At 70.6% G+C, this 18,902-nt stretch carries 19 protein-coding genes; 9 read left to right on the top strand and 10 right to left on the bottom strand.

Annotated features, from left to right (window positions below):
* Positions 1–47 precede the first annotated feature (47 nt).
* Both EIL87_RS01465 and EIL87_RS01460 read left to right on the top strand, forming a co-directional pair.
* The gene (locus tag EIL87_RS01465; protein ID WP_125088282.1) at positions 48–1,442 is read left to right on the top strand and encodes a MurT ligase domain-containing protein; all 1,395 of its coding nucleotides are present in this window, start codon (positions 48–50) and stop codon (positions 1,440–1,442) included.
* A complete protein-coding gene (locus EIL87_RS01460; protein WP_125088281.1) occupies positions 1,439–2,164 on the top strand; it encodes a type 1 glutamine amidotransferase in 726 nt (241 codons plus the stop codon). The genes EIL87_RS01465 and EIL87_RS01460 overlap by 4 nt, the downstream gene beginning before the upstream one ends.
* Here the strand turns inward: EIL87_RS01460 and murJ are convergent, their stop codons facing one another.
* Positions 2,165–3,790 carry a murein biosynthesis integral membrane protein MurJ gene (murJ, locus tag EIL87_RS01455; protein WP_125088280.1) on the bottom strand — a complete coding sequence of 542 codons (1,626 nt, stop codon included), beginning with the start codon at positions 3,788–3,790 and terminating at the stop codon, positions 2,165–2,167.
* Between the two features lie 115 nt (positions 3,791–3,905).
* On the opposite strand from murJ, the gene EIL87_RS01450 reads away from it, so the two are divergent.
* Positions 3,906–4,382: a YkvA family protein gene (locus EIL87_RS01450; protein ID WP_125088279.1), complete on the top strand. Its 477-nt coding sequence runs from the start codon at positions 3,906–3,908 to the stop codon at positions 4,380–4,382.
* Here the strand turns inward: EIL87_RS01450 and EIL87_RS01445 are convergent.
* Positions 4,376–4,837, bottom strand: a complete 462-nt coding sequence (locus EIL87_RS01445; protein WP_125088278.1) for a DoxX family protein — start codon at positions 4,835–4,837, stop codon at positions 4,376–4,378. The two genes, EIL87_RS01450 and EIL87_RS01445, sit on opposite strands and share 7 nt — an antisense overlap.
* Positions 4,838–5,136: 299 nt before the next feature.
* On the opposite strand from EIL87_RS01445, the gene EIL87_RS01440 reads away from it, so the two are divergent.
* Positions 5,137–5,427, top strand: a complete 291-nt coding sequence (locus tag EIL87_RS01440; RefSeq protein WP_125088277.1) for a hypothetical protein — start codon at positions 5,137–5,139, stop codon at positions 5,425–5,427.
* Between the two features lie 152 nt (positions 5,428–5,579).
* Here EIL87_RS01440 and EIL87_RS01435 read toward each other — a convergent pair whose 3' ends face one another.
* A complete protein-coding gene (locus EIL87_RS01435; protein WP_125088276.1) occupies positions 5,580–6,734 on the bottom strand; it encodes an acyl-CoA dehydrogenase in 1,155 nt (384 codons plus the stop codon).
* A gap of 139 nt (positions 6,735–6,873) precedes the next feature.
* On the opposite strand from EIL87_RS01435, the gene EIL87_RS01430 reads away from it, so the two are divergent.
* Positions 6,874–7,614, top strand: coding sequence for a TetR family transcriptional regulator (locus tag EIL87_RS01430; RefSeq protein WP_125088275.1), 741 nt, complete (start codon positions 6,874–6,876; stop codon positions 7,612–7,614).
* An 81-nt stretch (positions 7,615–7,695) separates the two neighbouring features.
* Here the strand turns inward: EIL87_RS01430 and EIL87_RS01425 are convergent, their stop codons facing one another.
* Complete coding sequence (locus tag EIL87_RS01425; RefSeq protein ID WP_233575934.1) at positions 7,696–8,193, bottom strand: helix-turn-helix domain-containing protein; 498 nt, start codon at positions 8,191–8,193, stop codon at positions 7,696–7,698.
* A 1,048-nt stretch (positions 8,194–9,241) separates the two neighbouring features.
* Here EIL87_RS01425 and EIL87_RS01420 point away from each other — a divergent pair.
* Positions 9,242–10,117, top strand: coding sequence for a hypothetical protein (locus EIL87_RS01420; RefSeq protein ID WP_125088274.1), 876 nt, complete (start codon positions 9,242–9,244; stop codon positions 10,115–10,117).
* A 124-nt stretch (positions 10,118–10,241) separates the two neighbouring features.
* Here EIL87_RS01420 and EIL87_RS01415 read toward each other — a convergent pair whose 3' ends face one another.
* The 3 genes from EIL87_RS01415 to EIL87_RS01410 all read right to left on the bottom strand — a co-directional run bounded on the left by EIL87_RS01415 (position 10,242) and on the right by EIL87_RS01410 (position 13,337).
* A complete protein-coding gene (locus tag EIL87_RS01415) occupies positions 10,242–11,219 on the bottom strand; it encodes a TIGR03621 family F420-dependent LLM class oxidoreductase (protein WP_125088273.1) in 978 nt (325 codons plus the stop codon).
* A 220-nt stretch (positions 11,220–11,439) separates the two neighbouring features.
* Positions 11,440–11,577, bottom strand: coding sequence for a hypothetical protein (locus EIL87_RS26690; protein ID WP_158628560.1), 138 nt, complete (start codon positions 11,575–11,577; stop codon positions 11,440–11,442).
* Between the two features lie 212 nt (positions 11,578–11,789).
* Positions 11,790–13,337 carry an N-acyl-D-amino-acid deacylase family protein gene (locus EIL87_RS01410; protein ID WP_125088272.1) on the bottom strand — a complete coding sequence of 516 codons (1,548 nt, stop codon included), beginning with the start codon at positions 13,335–13,337 and terminating at the stop codon, positions 11,790–11,792.
* Between the two features lie 53 nt (positions 13,338–13,390).
* Between EIL87_RS01410 and EIL87_RS27640 the strand changes: the two genes are divergently transcribed.
* Positions 13,391–14,464, top strand: coding sequence for a lipoate--protein ligase family protein (locus EIL87_RS27640; RefSeq protein WP_267898786.1), 1,074 nt, complete (start codon positions 13,391–13,393; stop codon positions 14,462–14,464).
* On the opposite strand, the gene EIL87_RS01400 is transcribed toward EIL87_RS27640, so the two are convergent.
* The 3 genes from EIL87_RS01400 to EIL87_RS01390 all read right to left on the bottom strand — a co-directional run bounded on the left by EIL87_RS01400 (position 14,465) and on the right by EIL87_RS01390 (position 16,792).
* The gene (locus tag EIL87_RS01400) at positions 14,465–14,683 is read right to left on the bottom strand and encodes a DUF5703 family protein (protein WP_125088271.1); all 219 of its coding nucleotides are present in this window, start codon (positions 14,681–14,683) and stop codon (positions 14,465–14,467) included.
* Positions 14,680–15,660, bottom strand: coding sequence for a YncE family protein (locus EIL87_RS01395; protein ID WP_125088270.1), 981 nt, complete (start codon positions 15,658–15,660; stop codon positions 14,680–14,682). Before EIL87_RS01395 ends, EIL87_RS01400 begins: the two co-directional genes overlap by 4 nt.
* A gap of 160 nt (positions 15,661–15,820) precedes the next feature.
* Complete coding sequence (locus tag EIL87_RS01390; protein ID WP_125088269.1) at positions 15,821–16,792, bottom strand: aldo/keto reductase; 972 nt, start codon at positions 16,790–16,792, stop codon at positions 15,821–15,823.
* 261 nt (positions 16,793–17,053) lie between these two features.
* Between EIL87_RS01390 and EIL87_RS01385 the strand changes: the two genes are divergently transcribed.
* Together EIL87_RS01385 and EIL87_RS01380 are read left to right on the top strand one after the other, a co-directional pair.
* On the top strand, positions 17,054–17,884 hold the full coding sequence (locus EIL87_RS01385; RefSeq protein WP_267898785.1) for an undecaprenyl-diphosphate phosphatase: 831 nt from the start codon (positions 17,054–17,056) through the stop codon (positions 17,882–17,884).
* A 117-nt stretch (positions 17,885–18,001) separates the two neighbouring features.
* Entirely contained in the window at positions 18,002–18,703 is a 702-nt protein-coding gene (locus EIL87_RS01380; protein ID WP_125088268.1) for a histidine phosphatase family protein, read from the top strand.
* Positions 18,704–18,902 lie beyond the last annotated feature (199 nt).

The following is an 18,902-nucleotide window of genomic DNA, read 5'->3' as shown; positions in this document are numbered from 1 at the left end:
GACAGGGCGCGCCGCGTGCGACGGCCGCCCGAGGGGGGAGGCGACGCATGACCGACACCACTCGGGAGACCGACGGACCCTCGGTCGACCAGACACCGGCCCAGCGCGAAGCGCCGGAGCAGCGCACCGGACAGCACCGGCCACCTGACCAGCGGCGCAGCACCGGCCAGCGCTGGGAGGTCGTTCCCGCGCCGACGCGGCCACCGGCCGAACGTCAACGTCGGCTGGACCTGCGCAGCGCCCTGGCCGTCAACACCGGCCGGATGGCCGCGTCGCTGTCCCAGCGGCTCGGTCTCGGTTCTGGCGGCATGATCGGCGGCCGACTCGCGCTGACGCTACAACCCAGCCTGCTGGAACGGCTGGCAACCGGTCGGCGTGTCGTCATGGTCACCGGAACGAACGGCAAGACCACCACCACTCAGATGGTCGCCGAAGCGCTGCGCGCCCAGGCACCGGCGGTCAGCAACGCCACCGGCGCCAACATGCTCGACGGCCACGTCGCCGCGCTGATGACCAAGCTCGACGCCCCGTTCGCCGCGCTGGAGGTCGACGAGCTGCACCTGGCGCAGGTCACCGAGCGCTTCGAACCGGCTGCGATCCTGCTGCTCAACCTCAGCCGCGACCAGCTCGACCGGGTCGGTGAAGTCCGCACGGTGGCCGCCAGCCTGCGCCGGGCGCTCGCCCGCGCGCCCGGCGCCCAGGTCGTGGCCAACCGCGACGACCCCAACATCGTCTTCGCCGCCTCCGGGCACCCGAACGTCACCTGGGTCTCGGGCGGCGTGCGCTGGCGCGACGACGCGCTCAACTGCCCCCGCTGCGGTGCCTTCATCGGCGACGTCGACCGCGACTGGCGCTGCCAGTGCGGCCTGGCCCGCCCGGCCGCGGACTGGGAGGTCACCGACACCGGTGTCCTCGACGCCGCCGGCACCCACCACGAACTCGCCCTCGCGCTGCCCGGGCACGTGAACAGGGTCAACGCCACGTTCGCGCTCGCCGCGGCCCTGCACCTCGGCGGTGAGGAAGCCCCAGCGCTGGCCCGCATCCGCCGCATCTCGCAGGCCGCCGGGCGCTACGACACCGTTCGCATCGGTGGCCGCAAGGTGCGGTTGCTGCTGGCCAAGAACCCCGCCAGCTGGCTGGAGATGCTCGACCTGGTCTCCGGCAACGACGAACCGCTGGTGCTGGTGGTCAACAGCCGCGAAGCCGACGGCTACGACGTGTCCTGGCTGTGGGACGTCGACTTCGAGATGCTGCGCGGCCGACCCGTGCAGGTCGCGGGCGACCGGGCCCTGGACCTGGCGGTCCGCCTGCGCTACGCCCAGGTCCCCGCCACGGTCGCCTCCACCGTGGAGGTCGCGCTCGGCGGCACCGACGGCCGGGTGCCCGACGTGATCGCCAACTACACCGCCTTCCGCGACGTGCTGGCCAGGAGTCGGCGATGACCGGGGAACGGGTCCGCATCGCACTCGTGCTGCCCGACCTGCTGGGCACTTACGGCGACCGCGGCAACGCGATCGTGCTGGGACAACGCCTGCGCTGGCGCGGCATCGGCAGCGAACTGGTCACCGTGCTCTCCTCCGACGACGCCGTGCCGGAGGACTGCGACCTCTACCTCATCGGTGGCGGCGAAGACGTCGCCCAGGTCGCCGCCGTCCGCTTCCTGCGCCGGGGCGGGGGACTGACCCGTGCCGTGCAGCGCGGGGTGCCGGTGCTGGGCATCTGCGGCGGGCTGCAGGTTCTGGGCACGACCTTCGTCACCGGCGACGGGCAGCGCCACGAAGGGCTCGGCCTGGTCGACGCCGCCACCGAACCGGGTCGCGGACGCGCCATCGGCGAGGTCACCACCCAGGCCACCCTCGGCGGCATCGGCGTGCTCACCGGGTTCGAGAACCACCTCGGCCGCACCGTCCTCGGCCCCGGCTCGCACGCGCTGGGCCGGGTGATGCGCGGCACCGGCAACGGCCACGCGGAGGCCGAAGGCGCCGTGAGCGGCCACGTCGTGTGCACCTACCTGCACGGCCCCGTCCTCGCGCGGAACCCGAAGCTGGCCGACCTGCTGCTGGAGTGGGCCCTCGGCGAACCCCTCGAGCCGCTGCCGGACCCACCGGAGCTCACGGCGTTGCGCACCGAACGCACCCGCGTGCACGTGCGCAACCGCAAGTAGTCAGCGACGAGCGAGCCGGCCCAGCTTCTGCAGGGCCGGCTTCAGCTCGGGCGCCCGCAGCAGCGCCAGGACGCCGACGCTGACCGCGAGCACGACCACCCCGTGCAGCAGCAGCGCCAGCCACGCGTCGACCATCGGGCTCACCGGCCCGACCAGCGACCGCGCACCGGACAGGGCTGCGAGCGAGCACACCGCACCGGCCACCCCGGCCACAAGTGCGCGTGAGCAGCCCAGCAGCGTCGACGCCGTGCGGAGCGGGCCGAGGCGGACCCGCAACCACACCTGCCCGACGACCGCGCCCAGCAGGAAGCTCGCCGACATCGCCGCGGTCACGCCCAGCACCAGGTGCTCCGGCTCGACCGTGGCCAGCACCAGGTAGCACAGCGCGCTGCGCACCACGACCATGATCACGTTGATCCAGGTCGGCGTGCGCGCGTCGTGCATCGCGTAGAAGGCCCGCAGCTGCAGCATGGTGATCCCGAAGGGCACCACCCCCGCAGCGGCGGCCGCCAGCGCCCAGCCGAGCCGCCCGGCGGCGGCCACATCGCTGGCGCCCAGCGAGAAGAAGGCCACCGACAGCGGGCCGCCGGCCACCACCAGCAGCGCGCTGACCGGCATCAGCAGCACCGCGGTCATCCGCGTCCCCCACGCCACGTCGTCGACGAAGGCGCGCGTCCGCCCGGCCGCGGCGGCCTCGCTGATCCGCGGCATCAGCGCCGTCAGCAGCGACACCCCCAGCACGCCGTAGGGCACCTGCGACAGCAGCCACGCGTAGTTGAACGTCGCCACGCTGCCCGGGGTGCCCTGCGCGGTGACCCGGGTGATCACCACCATCCCGGCCTGGCTGATCAACGTGTAGAGCACAACCCAGCCGGCCAGTCCGCCGAACTCCGAGAGCCGGCGGTCCCAGCCCCAGCGCCACCGGTAGCGGAACCCGCTGCGCCGCAACGACAGGACCATCACCAGCAGCTGGGCGGTGATGCCCGCCAGGGTCCCCAGCCCCAGCACGAGCAGCTTCGGTTCACCGATGCGCACCGGGTCGGTGGAGATCTCCCCGGGCACCAGCGCGTAGACCACGACCGTGCCGATGACGACGAGGTTGTTGACCACCGGAGCCCACGCCGGAGTCCCGAAGACACCGCGCACGTTGAGGATCGCCTGCAGCAGCGCCGACATGCCGTAGCAGACGATGCCCGGCAGCAGCAGGTAGGCGAAGGCGGTGGTCAGCTCCGCGTTGGCCCGCGTGTCGGCGCCCAGGTACAGCGCGGTGAGCAGCCCGGCGCAGGCGACCGCCACCGCGGTGGCCACCACGAGCAGCACCCCGCCCATGGTGATCATCCACTGGGCGTAGGACTCGCCCTGCTTCGGCCCTTCCTGCTGCGCGCGCACCAGCAGCGGCACTGCGATGCTGGTCAGCACCCCGCCGAGCAGCAGTTCGTTGACGACGGTCGGCAGCGTGTTGGCCACGGTGTAGGAGTCGTTGACCACGCCCAGACCGAGCACGACGACCAGCAGCACCTTGGCGAGCAGTCCGCTGACCCTGCTGGTCGCGGTGGCCACGGCCATCGCGGCGCTCGCGCGGGCCAGTGAGGGGCGTCGAACACCGGTGTCGGCCTGGTCGACCACGTGTCCCTCCCCTCGGCGCAGTTCGATGTTGAAGGTGCCACGGAACACCCGCTCCCGCCGGATGAAGCCGATCCGTGGCAGGCTGATCAGCGGAGGCTGCGGAAGGAGTGCGCGCGTGATCGTGTTCGGAGTCCTGCTGCTCGTCGCCGGAGCGGTGGTGGCGATCGCCTTCGGCGGTGACGCCGGCGGCTGGCTGCTGCCGGTCGGGCTGATGGCCGGGGGACTGGGCATCGCGGTCGCCGGCCTGGTGGCCCGGGTGCGGCGATCCCCGCTGCGCGCCGCCGCTCGCGCGCACCGCGCGGCCGCGGGCGGCTCCCCGGTGGCCCGGGTCCGCGCTGTGCCGACGATGCTGCGGGTGACCGCGTGGGGCGAGAACCCGCAGCTGCCGCGCTACCAGCTCCTGCTGTGGCTGATCGCGCTGGTCTACCTGGTCTCGCCGGTCGACCTCATCCCGGAGTTCCTGCCGCTGCTGGGCATCGGCGACGACATCGGCGTGGCCAGCTGGCTGCTGACCAGCCTCTACGCCGAGTCGGGCAACTACATCGCCGCCCGAGACGAGCGGCGTGCGGTCGACCCGGGAGAGCCTCAGTAGGTGTCGCTGGGCCGGTCCCACGTCGTGGCTTCGTCCGCCGGCTTGCGACCACGCCTCCCGCGGCGGCCGAACACGGCGTGGTCGATCGACCAGTTGCCGCCGTTGAAGCCCATCGCCAGCGCGGCCGCGCCCACGGCAAGCGGCAGCTCGAAGCCGTTGGGGGCGAACAGGCCGTGGGGCAGGTGGACGAAGAGGATCGCGCCGGCCATGTTGATCGCCACGGCGAGGCCCACCAGCGGCAGGGCGAGGCCGAGGATCAGCAGGATCCCACCGACGAGTTCGACGATGGTCGCGTACCAGGCCGCGACCTGGGGCAGTGGGATGCCCATCTGGCTGAAGTTCTGCGCCGTGGTCGGCACGCCCCAGACCATGAGCTTCTGCCAGCCGTGCGCGATGAGGATGATGCCGATCAAGATCCGGCCGATGAAGGTGAACAAGCTCCCAAGCGCGGTCATGGCCACTCCTGTGTCGGGCCTTGCGTCGAGTGAACTCAGTGTGGTGGCGCCTGGCTCCACCGACATCTCGAAGGCGGTCCGCCCGCACAGGACCGGTGAGGACCTCGACCTACGGCTGGGCGCGCAGGTGTTCGTCGAGCGTCCGGAAGACGGTGTCCGGCCCGCCCTCCCAGACCGGCTTCGGGTCCGTCTGGAGGGCACGGGCTGGTAGCCCACCAGAGGCCCCCCCACGGGTCCTGGAGCCGGGCGAGGGTCACCGAGCCGTAGAAGGGCGTCGGCGGCGTCACGACGGTGGCCTGGTGTTCGACGGCACGGTCGAGCACGGCTCGGACGTCCGCGACCCACACCTGCAGCAGGCCCGGTCGCGGCGCCCACCCGTCGTGTCGATCGGCCAGCAGCAGCAACGAGTCACCGAGGGCGAGTTCGGCGTGGATGAGCGTGCCCGCCGGGGTGAGCGTCCTGGCGTCGGTGACTTCGACCGCGTCGACGACCTGTTCCGCGAAGGCGCTGAACCCGGCCGCGTCGTCCAGGACGACGAACGGGTTCAGCGTCCGGCCACGGGCCGGGGATCGCCCTGGCCTCCAAGGTGACCGGTCGTCGGTCATGCGGCTACAGGTAGCAGCCACCACCGACGCTCGGCGGGTGCGCAGCTCGCTCCAGCGCGATCGACCGGTGTCGCCGGCCCTCCCTCACGCGCGTGCCCCGGCGGACCGGGTCCGCCGGGGCACGCGGTGTCAGCCGCTCACTTCAGCAGGTTGCGCGCCATCACCATGCGCTGGACCTGGTTCGTGCCCTCGTAGATCTGGGTGATCTTGGCGTCGCGCATCATGCGCTCGACCGGGAAGTCGCGGGTGTAGCCGGCGCCGCCGAAGAGCTGGACGGCGTCGGTGGTGACCTCCATGGCCACGTCGGAGGCGAAGCACTTCGCAGCGGCCGAGATGAAGCCGAGGTCCGGCTCACCGCGCTCGGCGCGGGCCGCGGCCACGTAGACCATCTGCCGGGCCGACTCGACCTTCATCGCCATGTCGGCGAGCATGAACTGCACGCCCTGGAAGTCCGCGATGGCCTTGCCGAACTGCTTGCGCTCCTTGACGTAGGCCAGGGCCTGGTCCAGCGCACCCTGCGCGATGCCGACCGCCTGCGCGCCGATCGTCGGGCGCGTGTGGTCGAGGGTCTTCAGCGCGGTCTTGAAACCGGTGCCCGGCTCGCCGATGATCCGGTCGGCCGGGATGGTGGCGTCCTCGAAGTACAGCTCGACGGTGGGAGAGCCCTTGATGCCGAGCTTCTTCTCCTTCGGACCGACGGTGAAGCCCGGGTCGTCGGCGTGCACCGCGAACGCGCTGATGCCGTTGGCGCCCTTCTCGGGGTCGGTGACGGCCATGACGGTGTACCACTTGGACACGCCGCCGTTGGTGATCCAGCACTTGCTGCCGTTGAGCACCCAGTTGTCGCCGTCGAGGCGGGCACGGGTCTTCATCGCCGCGGCGTCGGAGCCGGCTTCGCGCTCGGACAGCGCGTAGGACGCAGTGGTCTCGCCCTTGGCGATGGCGGGCAGGACCTGCTTCTTGAGGTCCTCCGAGGCCGACAGGAGGATCGGCATGGTGCCGAGCTTGTTGACCGCCGGGATCAACGAGGAGGAGCCGCACACGCGGGCGACCTCTTCGATGACGATGCAGGTGGCCACCGAGTCGGCGCCCTCGCCGCCGTACTCCTCCGGGATGTGGGTCGCGGCGAATCCTGCCTTGACCAGGGCGTCGAGCGCTTCCTGCGGGTAGCGCTCCTGCTCGTCGACCTCCGCCGCGTGGGGCGCGATCTCCTTCTCCGCCAGAGCGCGCACCGCGTCGCGCAGCGCGTCGTGCTCCTCGGCGAGCTTGTAGGTGTCGAAGTTCGGGTCCACCGGGTCCCTCCCTAGTCCCGTCGCACCATCGCGGCGGGGTACGTCGCATGCCGCCCGCGTAACGCGGCGGACCTGATGTCGCGGCTCATCGTAACGGCACTGAGTGCCACTAGCAATTCACCGGTGTTATATTCCGGCCATGTCCGAGGCAGTCGCTGCGGCGCCCAAGCCCCGTTCCGGACGAACTCCGCACGGCCGCCGGAAGGTGCGCAGCGCGATCGCGGTCGCCGCGTTGGAGAAGTTCGCCGAGCAGGGCTTCGAGGCGACCACCGTGGACCAGATCGCTGAAGCCGCCGGCGTGGGCCGGCGGACCTTCTTCCGGTACTTCCGGTCCAAGGAGGACGTCGTGTTCCCCGGGCACGACGAACGGCTGGCCGAAGTCGTGGAGCTGTTGGAGTCCGCCGACCCGCACGCCGACGCCCTGCTGGTGCTCGGGCAGGCGGCCGAGTTCGTGCTCGGCATGTACCTGGAGGAACCCGAGGTCTCGCTGAAGCGCTCGGAGCTGACCAGGCAGGTCCCTTCCTTGCGCGACAAGGAGATCGCCAGCATCGACCGCTACCAGCGCGTCTTCGCCCGGTACCTGCGCGCCCGCTTCGCCGGGCGGCCCGACGCCGAGCTGCACGCCGCGGTGGCCGCGGCGGCGGTGGTCGCCGCGCACAACCACGTCCTGCGGCAGTGGTTGCGCAGCGGGGGAGAGCTCGACGCCCGCGCCGCGCTGCGGCACGCCACCGGCCAGGTCGCCGAGGCGCTGTCGGGGCAGTGGCCGACCGGGGAGTCCGACCGCGCGGAGACCGTCGTGGTGGCGGCCGTGCGGACCTCGGCCTCGGCCGACGTGGTCGCCACGCGCGTCCAGGACGCCCTGCGCGACATCGAGCGCTGACGTTCCTCACGGCACTGAGTGCCGAAGATGATCACCTGAGTCACATCTTGGTTGCATCCATCACTTCAGTGCCAAGTGAAATCACTGCTCGCGCACCCGGCCCTCGCGGAACGCGCCGCCAAGCCAGGAGCCACCCCAGGGCGGAGTCGGCGGGCGGGCGGTGGAGCGCACCAGCCGGCGCATCCGGTCGTGGTGGGCGCGGACACCGGGGTCCGGTCTCCAGACGGGCCACCACAGCCCAGGCGTCGAGCTCGGCGGTCTCGTTCGCTCGGCTCTCCAGCTCCTCACTGGTCGCGGCACAGGCCAGGTGAGCCGCCCCACCGTCGTCGGGTCCAGGTGGGTCCAGGCGCAGGCGGGCGCGCTCGACCGGACGTTGGCCCGTGGGGAGCATCGGAGGGGAGTCAGCGGTGACCGCCGCCGCTGACTGCGCGAGGCGGGGCAGAACCGGCGTGCTCTCCGTCTTGCCCGAGCGTGGTCTGGCGCGCCTTTCGGCTCGAGTACGTACTGGTAGATCGTGCTGCGGGAGACGCCAAGGAGCTTGGCGATCGAGGTGACGGTGCCTTCCGAGCGGGTGAGCAAGTTCCGGGCGTGACGGATCTGTTCCTCGGACCTGGCCGACGGGCGGCCGAGACGGGCGCCACGGGCGAGAAGTGCGTCCGGGCTCTCGTTGTGCCCTGGACGACAAGTTCGCGGCTGAACTCGCGAGCGCGGCGAAGACGTGGAAGGTCAAGCGCCCGCCAAGTGTGGTGGTGTCGAGCGCCTCGTGGAGCGACGTGAAGCCGATGCCGCGGTTCCGCAGGCCGGAGACGACGGCGAGTGCGTGGGGTCAGCCGGTCGAGCAAAGTCTCCGTTCGGGGGCTGACCTGGCGCCGGAGGAACAGCACTCCGGCATCAGGGCGAACAACCGCCTGGTGGCACATGCCGGCTGGGTCGCCGTACCTGTCTCCGTCGCGGGCACCACTTCGCATGTGGCCGGCCTGAGGGCGTGATCATTGCACCGGAACTGCAGGGCCGCGGCTTGGCAAGGCGTGTCGTGTCCGCAGTCATGGCCCAGGCATCGGCGCAGGGCCAACAGTTCGGTCTCCTGTTCTGCCGCTCGACACCGCATGCCTGTCTACCGGGACATCGGGGTGGACTCCTCCACCCACCGACGTCATGGTCCAACAACCCGGCGGCATCCTCACCATGCCCCTGCCGAGCCATGTGGACGTCCCTTGGTCCCGCAGTGCCGTGGCCTCCTGGTGCGCTCCGCCTCCTGTCGCTGCCCACGTGACCCCCACAGAGGCAAACCTCGGACCCGGAACGTCCCGGCGCGAGTCAACCTGCACTGCATCCCGGCGAATGCGCTGAACGGGGGAACCCGAGCGTTCGGCGCCCGCCACCCACCCTGCCGTGGGCATACTTCCTCCTGATCGACAGGATCACACCTGGGGAAGTTGCTAGTTCACACTGGGGAGTTGCGAACGTGGGAATGACTGATCCGCGCGGATCGGGGACGAACCGACGCACTGTGTTGAAAGGGATGGCCGCCACCACGATCCTCGGTTCGTCGTCGGTTCTCGGCGCTGGTACGGCGAGCGCCGCGCCGAGTTACCACCTTGCAGTAGTCGATCAGAACTCCCGGACCGTGCGCGTCTTCGACCGGAACGCCAAGCGGTGGAACGACGACGCCATCATCTGGACCTTCGAGGGCAAGGAGTACCCGTGGGACCACAGCTGGGCTGACCTCTCCGACGTCAAGATCCGCAAGACCCGGGCTCGTGGGTTGATCGCCCTGGTCGTCGCGTCCGGTGGAGCCGCCGGTGTCGTCGACATCAAGAAGAGGGGAGAACACACCGACTCCCGGAGTGACCTGATCTGGGCCGAGTTGCCCGATGACAACCCCCACTCCATCGAGCGAGTTCCGCACAACGGCTCGATCTTGACCGTCAGCTCCCAGGGGGACAACAACCTCCAGCTGTACTCCCCGAGGAACCCGGACAACATCGACGACTTCGACAACTACGAGCGAGTCAGGTCGTGGACCTTCGCCGGCGCGCACGGGATCCACTGGTGCCCGTACGGAGGCAGGGGCCTCCTCTGGGTTCTGGGTGACGGCAAGCTCGTCGCCTACGAGGTCAAGGGGTCGGGACTGAACACCGACCTCGACGTCTACAAGACTGTGCCGATCAAGCACGCGGGCCCCAAGATGGGCCACGACCTGCAGCCCGACTACGCCAACCCCGGTCACCTGCTGGTGACCGACAGCCAAGGCGTCTACCGCTTCCACGTCGACGACGAGGAGATCGGCGCCCCGGAGGAGAACTGGGCCAAGAAGAGGGTCAAGTCCATCGCCCACCACCCCTCTGGCGAGTACGTCTACGTGGTCGGTTCCAAGGAGACCGGGGAGATGGGCACGCACGTCAGCTTCGCTGACAACGAGAAGCTCGAAGTGACCGATGAGCGAGGCTGGTCGGACGCCCGTTTCTACAAAGCCCGGATCTTCACGCCCGAGTACGTGTGACCGCGCAGCGCGAGAAGCTTGGTAACGCGCCGCTCGGGATCCTCCCGAGGGGCGCGCGTGCGTTCGTGGCGTACTCCCTCGGAACCGCTCGCCGAGCTGTGCTGCACCACCGCGCCCTCGCCCGCTACCGCCGGAGCGGGCCGTCCCCGGCCTCGGAGGCCGGGGACTTGAGGAGGGGGATGACGGGCGCGAAGGCGTCCATGAAGGGGCCGTGGACGGTGTAGTGGGTGAAGCCGTAGCGGTCCCGGTTGTGGCGCAGCTGCTCGGCCATCTCCTCCGGTGTGCCGATGAGCAGGAACGGTGTCTCCAGGACTTGCTCGAGCGACATCGTGTCGCCGAAGCGGGGGAGGAGCTCGGACGCGGCTGCCTGCCGGTCGACGCTCGGGACGACGGCTTGGACGAGGGCGTGCCATGCGACCCGGTCGGCGCGAGTCCCAGCGGTCCTGCGGGCGAAGGCGACCCTCTCGTCGGCCTCCTCGGCGGTGCAGAGCCGCAGCGTGCCGGGTTCCTGGCCGGGGAGTTGGCGCGCGCCTGCGATGCCGATGATGTCGGCGTGCTCGGCCGCGATGCGCAGCACGCGGTCTCCGGTGCCGCCGACCAGCAGCGGGGGGCCGGACCCGTCGAAGCCCGTGCGCTGGACCGGGCGGAGGGCGGGGAGGTCGAACTCGGCGTTGCGCTCGCGCTGCTGCTCGAAGCCGTCCCGGGCGAACTGCCGCGTGAGTTCGTCGATCGTGGCGCGGAGACGTTCGGTGCGGGTGGCGAAGGGTTCCCAGTCGATGCCGGCCTCGTCGAACTCCCACTTCATGTGCCCGGCGCCGAGCCCGACCTCGAGGCGGCCGCCGGTGAGGACGTCGGTGGTGGCGATCTCGCGCGCCAGCAGGACCGGGTTCCAGAACGGAACGTTGAGCACCAGGGTGCCGACGTGGAGCCGTTCGGTGGCGTTCGCGGCGGCCACCAGCACGGGGAAGGGGGAGGGGACTCCGAGGTGGTCCGCGGCGAAGACGGTGTCGTAGCCGAGCCGTTCAGCGCGACGACAGGTCCCGGTGAAGTCGGGGAGCGAGCGGATCCCGAAGATGTTGGTGGAGAACCGGAAGTCAGCCATGTCCGGATGGTGCCCGGCCGGGTGCCGCGCGGCGGCCGGATCGAGCGAAGTCCACCGAACTGGCGAGTTGTTTTCCTCCGTGACTTCAGTGCCGAGTGAAATCAGTCGAAGAGCACCTGGGTCGCGGAAGACCGCACGGAAGGCGAGGAAGGGAGCGGCGGCGCGCCGCTGGGTCCTGGGAGGTCGTGCTGCGACCGTGAGCGGCGCGCCGGGTCGGTGCTCAGTCGTAGCCGCGGATGACGTGGCTCTCGTCGTCTTCGGTCTCGACCGACTCCCGACGGGACTGGGCCGGGAGGTCCAGGTCCACGTCCGGGTCGAAGGAGTCCTGCGGGGCTGCTCGATGATCTGAGAGCGTCATGGCGGGGCTCCTCTCGGCAATGGATTTCACCCGGCCGATCGTGCGCCGGAGGTCCACTGATCGCATGTGCGACGCGCCACACCCGGTTGGGAAATCCCCCGGTCGAGCCGCCTTCTTCTCCTTCTTAACTTCTATCACTTCAGTGTCAGCTGAATTCAATACTGCGTCCAGTGGGCCCATTTCCCACCGGCAAAACTGCTCGGAAGGAGGCGTCAAGCCGATGGGCTGAGCCGGCGTCCTGCGGGGATGCCGAGGAACTCGCCGGCCTCGACCACGGTCTGCCCTGCCAGGCACACCCAGGGCACGCCGGTGGGCGGGCGCAAGGGGTCGCGGTAGTCGCCTACGTCCAGGACGGTGGCCGGGTCGAAGGCGACCAGGTCGGCGATGCGGCCCGGGGTGATCACCCCGCGGTCGGGGATGCGGAAGATCTCGGCGGGCAGGGAGGTCATCCGGCGGACCGCCTCCGGCAGGTCCAGGACGCCGCGTCCGCGGACGTAGCGGCCGAGGAACCGGGGGAAGGTGCTGGTCAGGCGCGGGTGCGGGGTGCCGCCGTTACCGGGTGGGAGGCCGTCGGAGCCGATGGCGGTGCGGGGATCGCGCAACGCGTGCTCGAGGTCGTCCTCGTGCATCGAGAAGTGGATCATCGCCACCCGCAGCTCCTCGGTGACGAGGAGGTCGATGAGCACCTGCACCGGGTCGGTGTCCGATGCGGTGGCGATCTCGGTGAGCGTGCGGCCTTCGTGGCGGTGGCTGGTGGTGGTGGCGATGAGGATGCGGTCGAAGCGGGTGGAGCCGGTGAGCGCGTCGGTGAGTTCGGCGTGCACTCCGGGAGCGGTGAGCTTCTCCAGGGTGTGGCGGGCGTTGCCGCTGAGGTAGTGGGCGGGCAGCAGGGCGGTCAGCGTCGTCGAGGAGGCGGTGTAGGGGTAGACGTCCTGGTGGACGACCTGCCCGGTGCTGCGCGCGTGCTGGATGCGCTCGAGGGCTGAGGGCATGGCGCCCCAATTGCTGGGGCCGGTGCTCTTGAGGTGGGACAGGTGGGTGCGCCCGGCGGCGCGGCCGATGTGCAGGGCTTCGTCGATGGCGTCGAGGAGGTGGTCGCCTTCGTCGCGCATGTGCGTGGCGTAGAGGCCGTCGCCGCCGAGGACCTCGGCCAGTGCGGTGAGTTCGGTGGTGGTGGCGAACGTGGCGGGTGGGTAGATGAGTCCGCTGGAGAGTCCGAAAGCGCCTGCGCCCATGGCTTCTTCGAGCAGGGCGCGCATCTGCCGGAGTGCGTCGGTGTCCGGTGCCGCTTGGGTCATGCCGGTGGCCGCCACGCGGAGGGTGCCGTGGCCGACGAGGGGGCAGTGGTTGGTGACGTGGCCCGCGGCGTCGGTGGCGGCGAAAAGTTCGGTGAAGCCGGTCCAGGTGGCGTGCAGGGGCGGGAAGAGGCGGTGGAGGAGTTCGCGGTGCTCGTTGTCGTGGGTGGTGGTGCGCGGTGCGAGGCTGAAGCCGCAGTTGCCGACGACTTCGGTGGTGACGCCTTGCAGGACCTTGGTGGTGTCGTGCTCGGTGAGCAGGGGTGCGTTGTCGGCGTGGGAGTGGGAGTCGATGAAGCCGGGGGCGAGCACGAGTCCGGTGAGGTCGCGGTGCGGGTGGTGGCGGGGCAGGGTGCCGGGTGGTGCGACGGCGGTGATGCGGTCGTGGTCGAGCAGGACGTCGGCGTGGTGCAGGGCTGCGCCCGTGCCGTCGGCGAGGTGGGCGCCGGTGAGCAGTTCGGTCATGCGTGGGCCTTCCGGGACGCCGGCGGGTGGTTGTGGTGTGGTGGGTGGAGTCGATGTTGGCGGAGAGGGGTGCGGGCGTGCACGGTGAGTTCAAGGTCCCGGGCGGGAAGTTGGTGGCCGCCGACGTGGAGGTGGCCGAGGGCAGGCTCTCGCAGGTGCGGGTGAGCGGTGACTTCTTCCTGGAGCCGGACGAGGCGTTGGAGGCGATCAACTCCTCGTTGGTGGGGGCTGCGGTGTCGGCGGAGGCGGAGGAGTTGGCGCGTCGGATCCGGGGTGGGTTGCCGGATCAGGCGCGGTTGGTGGGGTTTTCGCCGGAGGCGGTGGCCACGGCGGTGCGTCGGGCGTTGACGCGGGCCACGGGGTGGTCGGATCACGCGTGGGAGTTGGTGCGTGAGGGGCCGCGGTCGCCGTTGATGCACATGGCGTTGGACGAGGTGCTGGCCGAGGAGGTCGGTGCGGGGCGTCGTGGTCCGACGTTGCGGTTCTGGGAGTGGGAGTCGCCTGCGGTGGTGTTGGGCGGGTTCCAGTCGGTGCGCAACGAGGTGGACCTGGAGGCTGCGCGCCGGCACGGGGTGGAGGTGGTGCGGCGGATCACCGGTGGTGGGGCGATGTTCGTGGAGCCGGGTTGCACGGTGACGTATTCGCTGTACGCGCCGCCGTCGTTGGTGGCGGGGATGTCGATCGCGGAGTCGTACCCGTTCTTGGACGACTGGGTGCTGGGTGTGTTGCGGGACCTGGGTCTGGAGGTGTGGTACCAGCCGTTGAACGACATCGCCTCGGAGGGCGGGAAGATCGGCGGTGCGGCGCAGAAGCGGATGGGCTCGGGTGCGGTGTTGCACCACGTGACGATGTCGTACTCGGTCGATGGCGCGAAGTTGGCCGAGGTGTTGCGCGTGGGCCGGGAGAAGTTGTCGGACAAGGGGGTGGGGAGCGCGGCGAAGCGGGTGGACCCGTTGGCGCGGCAGACCGGTCTGGCGCGCGAAGTGGTGGTCGACCGGTTGGTGGGGGGTTTCCGGTCGCGGTTCGGGCTCACGGCGGGGCCGGTGAGCGCGGCGGAGGTGGCTCGGGCCGAGGAGTTGGTGGCCTCGAAGTTCGCCGCGGAGTCGTGGTTGTGGCGGGTGCCGTGATCAGGTGATGACGTTGGGCAGGCCGGGGGTGCTGCGTTTGCGGCGGAGCCAGACCTTGCGGGTGCCGTCGGAGTAGAGCAGGACGCGGGAGAGTTCCCAGCCGGAGTACTCGGCGTGGATGCTGAGTTGGGTCGCCGCGCTGATCCGGGTGGTGCCGGGTGGCAGGCGCAGCGGCTGGTATTCCCAATCGGTGTCGGTGTTTCCTTCGCTCGTGCTCACATTCTCACCACCTGGTATCCGGCGCCGTTTGCGGAGGCGATGTAGAGGGTGTGGGTGTCGGGGTCGAGGGTGAGGGAGTCGGGTTGGCTGATGGTGGGGATGCGGTGGCGTTCTTGGGGTTCGCCGCCTGCGATGTCGTAGCCGACGAGTTCGTTGGTGGCGGTGAGGGTGGTCCAGGCGGTGTCGGTGCCGGGGTCGTAGGCGAGGCCGTAGGGGGCGCCGGGGACCGGGTAGCGCTGCTTGAGGATGAGCGGGTCGGTGCTGAAAGCGAGGAGTGCTTGGCCGCGGGTGTCGATGGTGAGGATGCGGCCGTAGCGGTCTTGGACGGCGCTGGTGGCGCCTTGTCCTGCGCGCAGGCCTGCCCCTTTGCCGCCGTTGGTGGGGTCGACGGGGGTGATGGCTGTGGTGAGGCGGTCGAGGACGTGGAGGCGGCCGCCTTGGACGAGCAGGCGTGCGGGGCCTTGGAACTTCTCAGTGGTGGTGGTTGGCCGGCCGTCGGTGAGGATGGTGACGGTGGCGGTGTCGCGCAGGGCGACGGCGGTGCGGTGCGGGTCGAGGTCGAGGGCGTCGACCGGGGCGCCCGGCACGGGGGTGGGGTGTGCGGTGGCGGTGCGCAGGTCGACGCGGGTGATCTGGTGGGCGTCGGGCAGCGCGGCGAGGACCTGTCCGCCTTTGGCGCGGAGGTTGCCGGGTGGTGCGGGCAGGTCGAGGGTGCGGCGGTGGCCGGTGGCGGTGTCGATGAGGTGCAGCTGGGGGCCGGCGGCGAGCACGAGGGTGCGGGTGTCGCGGTCGTAGGCGGTGTGCTGGACGGGTGGTGCGGGGTGCACGGTGCCTGCGGGAGGGGTGGTCGCCGGGGGTGCGGTGGCGGGGGTGGCGGCTCTCAGGGTGTCGGTGACTTGGAGGGGGTCGGTGTTGTCGTCTGCGCCGCACCCGGCGAGCAGGGTGAGGGTGAGGCAGGTGGTGATCAGACGACGCAACGAGGTCCTCCTCGGTGTTGCTGCCCTGCGGTGCCGCTGCTTCCGCTGGGTGGTTGCTGCTTCCTCCAGCATGGCCGATCGGTGCCGGTGCGCCCCTGGTGGGGTGGGGACCTTTCAGCGTGGCATGTCGGTGGTGTGGCGGGAAGCGTGCCGAGGGGTGTTATTGGGCTTCGGGGTAGCCGTGCTGGGGTGCGCTGATGTCGTCGAGGGCGGCGCGGATGGCTGGGGGGAGGGTGAGGTCTTCGGTGGTGAGCGCGGTCTTGAGCTGGGCGGTGGTGCGGGCGCCGAGGACGGGGGCGGTGATGCCGGGGCGGTCGCGGGTCCAGGCGAGTGCGACGTGGCCGGGTGTGGTGGCGAGGCCTTCGGCTGCGGTGAGCAGGGCTTGGACGATGCGGGCGGCGCGTTCGGTGCGGTGGTGGTCGACGTAGCCGGCGAGGTGGGTGGTGGCGCCGCGGGAGTCGGGTGGGGTGGCGTTGCGGTACTTGCCGGTGAGCACGCCGCGTCCGAGGGGTGCCCAGGCGAGGATCCCGAGGCCGTGGTGTGCGGCGGCGGGGACGACTTCGCGTTCGGCGCCGCGTTCGAGCAGGGAGTACTCGACTTGGGTGGAGATCAGGGGGGTGCGGGTGGGGTGGTGGTGTTGGTGTGCGGCGGCGGTGGCGGTTTGCCAGCCGGTGTAGTTGGCGATGCCGGTGTAGCGGACGCGGCCGGTGGTGACGGCGGTGTCGAGGGCGGCGAGGGTTTCGTCGAGGGGGACGCCGGGGTCCCAGGCTTGGAGTTGCCAGAGGTCGATGTGGTCGGTGCCGAGGCGGCGCAGTGATTCGTCGAGGGCGTTGAGCAGTGCTCCGCGGGAGGCACCGCCGCCGAAGGGGCCGGGTTTGCGGCGTGCGGCGGCTTTGGTGGCGAGGATGATCTCGTCGCGGGGGAGGTGGTGGGTGAGCAGGGTGCCGAGGAGTTGTTCGGCGTGGCCGTCTTGGTAGACGTCGGCGGTGTCGATGAGGGTGCCGCCTGCGTCGTGGAAGGTGGTCAGCTGGTCGGCTGCTTCGTCGGCGTCGACGTCGAGTCCCCAGGTCATGGTGCCGAGTGCGAGCCGGGAGACGCGCAGGCCGCTGTTGCCGAGTTGTCGCTGTTCCACGGTGGTGGAGGGTAGGCGGTGTGGTGGGTGTGGCGGGTGATGTGGCCTCGGCGGGTCCGCTGTGGGGTGGTGTGGATCACACTGGTGGTGGTGCGTCGCCCGTGTGGTTGCGTTGCGTGATCGAAGAGTGTCTGACCTGCCCTGATGGGGTGATCAAGGGCGGGGGAGGTCGGCACGGGGTGATGCTGGAAGATCTGGGCACCGGGTCGGCGGTTGCAGGGCGGCCCGGGTCGTCCCTTGTCGATGTGTGGAGTGGGTTTCGTGTCGTGGTTGCAGGCCATGGTGCTGGCCGTGGTCCAGGGGCTCACCGAGTTCCTGCCGATTTCCTCGTCCGGGCACCTGTCGATCGTGTCGAAGCTGTTCTTCGGCGAGGACGCGGGTGCGTCGTTCACCGCGGTGACGCAGATCGGCACCGAACTGGCGGTGGTGATCTACTTCATCGGTGACATCGTCCGGCTGGTCGGGGTGTGGTTCCGCGGACTGGTCAACGCCGAGGTGCGTGCCACCCAGGACTACAAGCTGGCCTGGTACGTGATCGTGGGCAGCCTGCCGATCGGTGTCCTGGGATTCTTCTTCCAGGACTACATCCGCTCGTCGCTGCGCAGCCTGTGGATCACTGGTGCGACGCTGGTGATCTTCGGTGTGCTGATGGGGTTGGCCGAGCGGTACGGCAAGCAGCTGCGGGAGCAGAGCCGGCTGCGCCTCAGCGACGGTGTGCTGATGGGTTTCGCCCAGGCGATGGCGCTGATCCCGGGTGTGTCCCGCTCCGGCGGGACGATCACCGCAGGTCTGGCGCTGGGTCTGCAGCGGGCCACGGCGGTGCGGTTCTCGTTCCTGCTGGCGATCCCGGCGGTGTTCGCCGCAGGGATCTCGGAGGTCTCGCACGTGTTCGAGCCCAGCCCGTACGGGCTGCAGCCCACGGGAGCGCAGATGATCGTGGCTACCGTGGTGGCCGGCGTCATCGGCTACGCGGTGATCGCGTGGCTGCTGCGGTTCGTGCAGAAGCACAGCGTGTACCTGTTCGTCTGGTACCGGATCGTGCTGGGCGGGGCGGTGTTCGCGTTGCTGGGCTCCGGTGTGATCCAGCCGTGAGGTCCTGACGCGCAGTGGACGGAGAAGACGGGGCGGCCCCATCGGGGCCGCCCCGTTTCGCGTTCGCAGCGGCCCTGCGGGCGGTGGGGTGGTCGGGGAGGCCTACCCTCGGCGGACGTGGCGACTCTCATCCTCCTCCGGCACGCGCGTTCGGCGGCCAACGGTTCCGGGGTTCTGGCCGGGCGCACGCCCGGTGTCGGTCTGGACGAAACGGGCCGCGCCCAGGCCGCGGGCCTGCAGGCGCGGTTGAAGGACGTGCCGCTGAGCCGGGTGGTGGTCTCCCCGCTGCAGCGCTGCCGGGAAACGGTGTCGGAACTGGCGGTGGCGCGCGGGATCGAGCCGGTGGTCGAGCAGCGCTTCTCCGAGGTCGACTACGGCGACTGGACCGGCCAGAAGATCAAGGACCTGACCGGCCAGGAGCTGTGGAAGGTCGTGCAGCAGCACCCTTCGGCGGCGGTGTTCCCCAGCGGTGAGGGGTTGGCGCAGGTGCAGTCGCGCGCGGTGGCCGCGGTGCGCGAGCACGACCGCCTGCTCGGCTCGAACGAGGTGTGGTTGGTGTGCAGCCACGGTGATGTGATCAAGTCGGTGCTGGCCGATGCGCTGGGGCTGCACTTGGATTCCTTCCAGCGCATCGTGGTCGACCCGTGCTCGGTGAGCGTGGTGCGCTACACCGAGACCCGCCCCTTCGTGCTCAAGGTCAACGACACCGGTGGCGACGTGTCCGGTCTGCTGCCCCCGGCCGAGTCGGAGTCCTCGGACGCCGTGGTCGGCGGCAGCACCGGCGGCACGGACAACGGCGACGCCGAAAGCACGCCTTAGAACTCGCCCGAACGAAGCGAAAACCGCCCGTTCTGGGTGGGACTCAACCGCGGCACCGCCGCAAGACCCGAGGACCAGGCGGCCCGCGGCGGCAGCCGCGTCCTCAGGTGCGGGATTCACCTCGCACCGCCGCCGGTACACGGCGTCGTGGCGCGTACGCCGCGACGCCGTGTACCGGACATGCATCAGGAGCGGCGCA

It is taken from the genome of Saccharopolyspora rhizosphaerae (assembly GCF_003931915.1).
Classification (GTDB): Bacteria; Actinomycetota; Actinomycetes; order Mycobacteriales; family Pseudonocardiaceae; genus Saccharopolyspora; species Saccharopolyspora rhizosphaerae.
The sequence above is the reverse complement of the archived record's forward strand: the minus strand, read 5'-3'. Positions and strand labels throughout refer to the sequence as shown.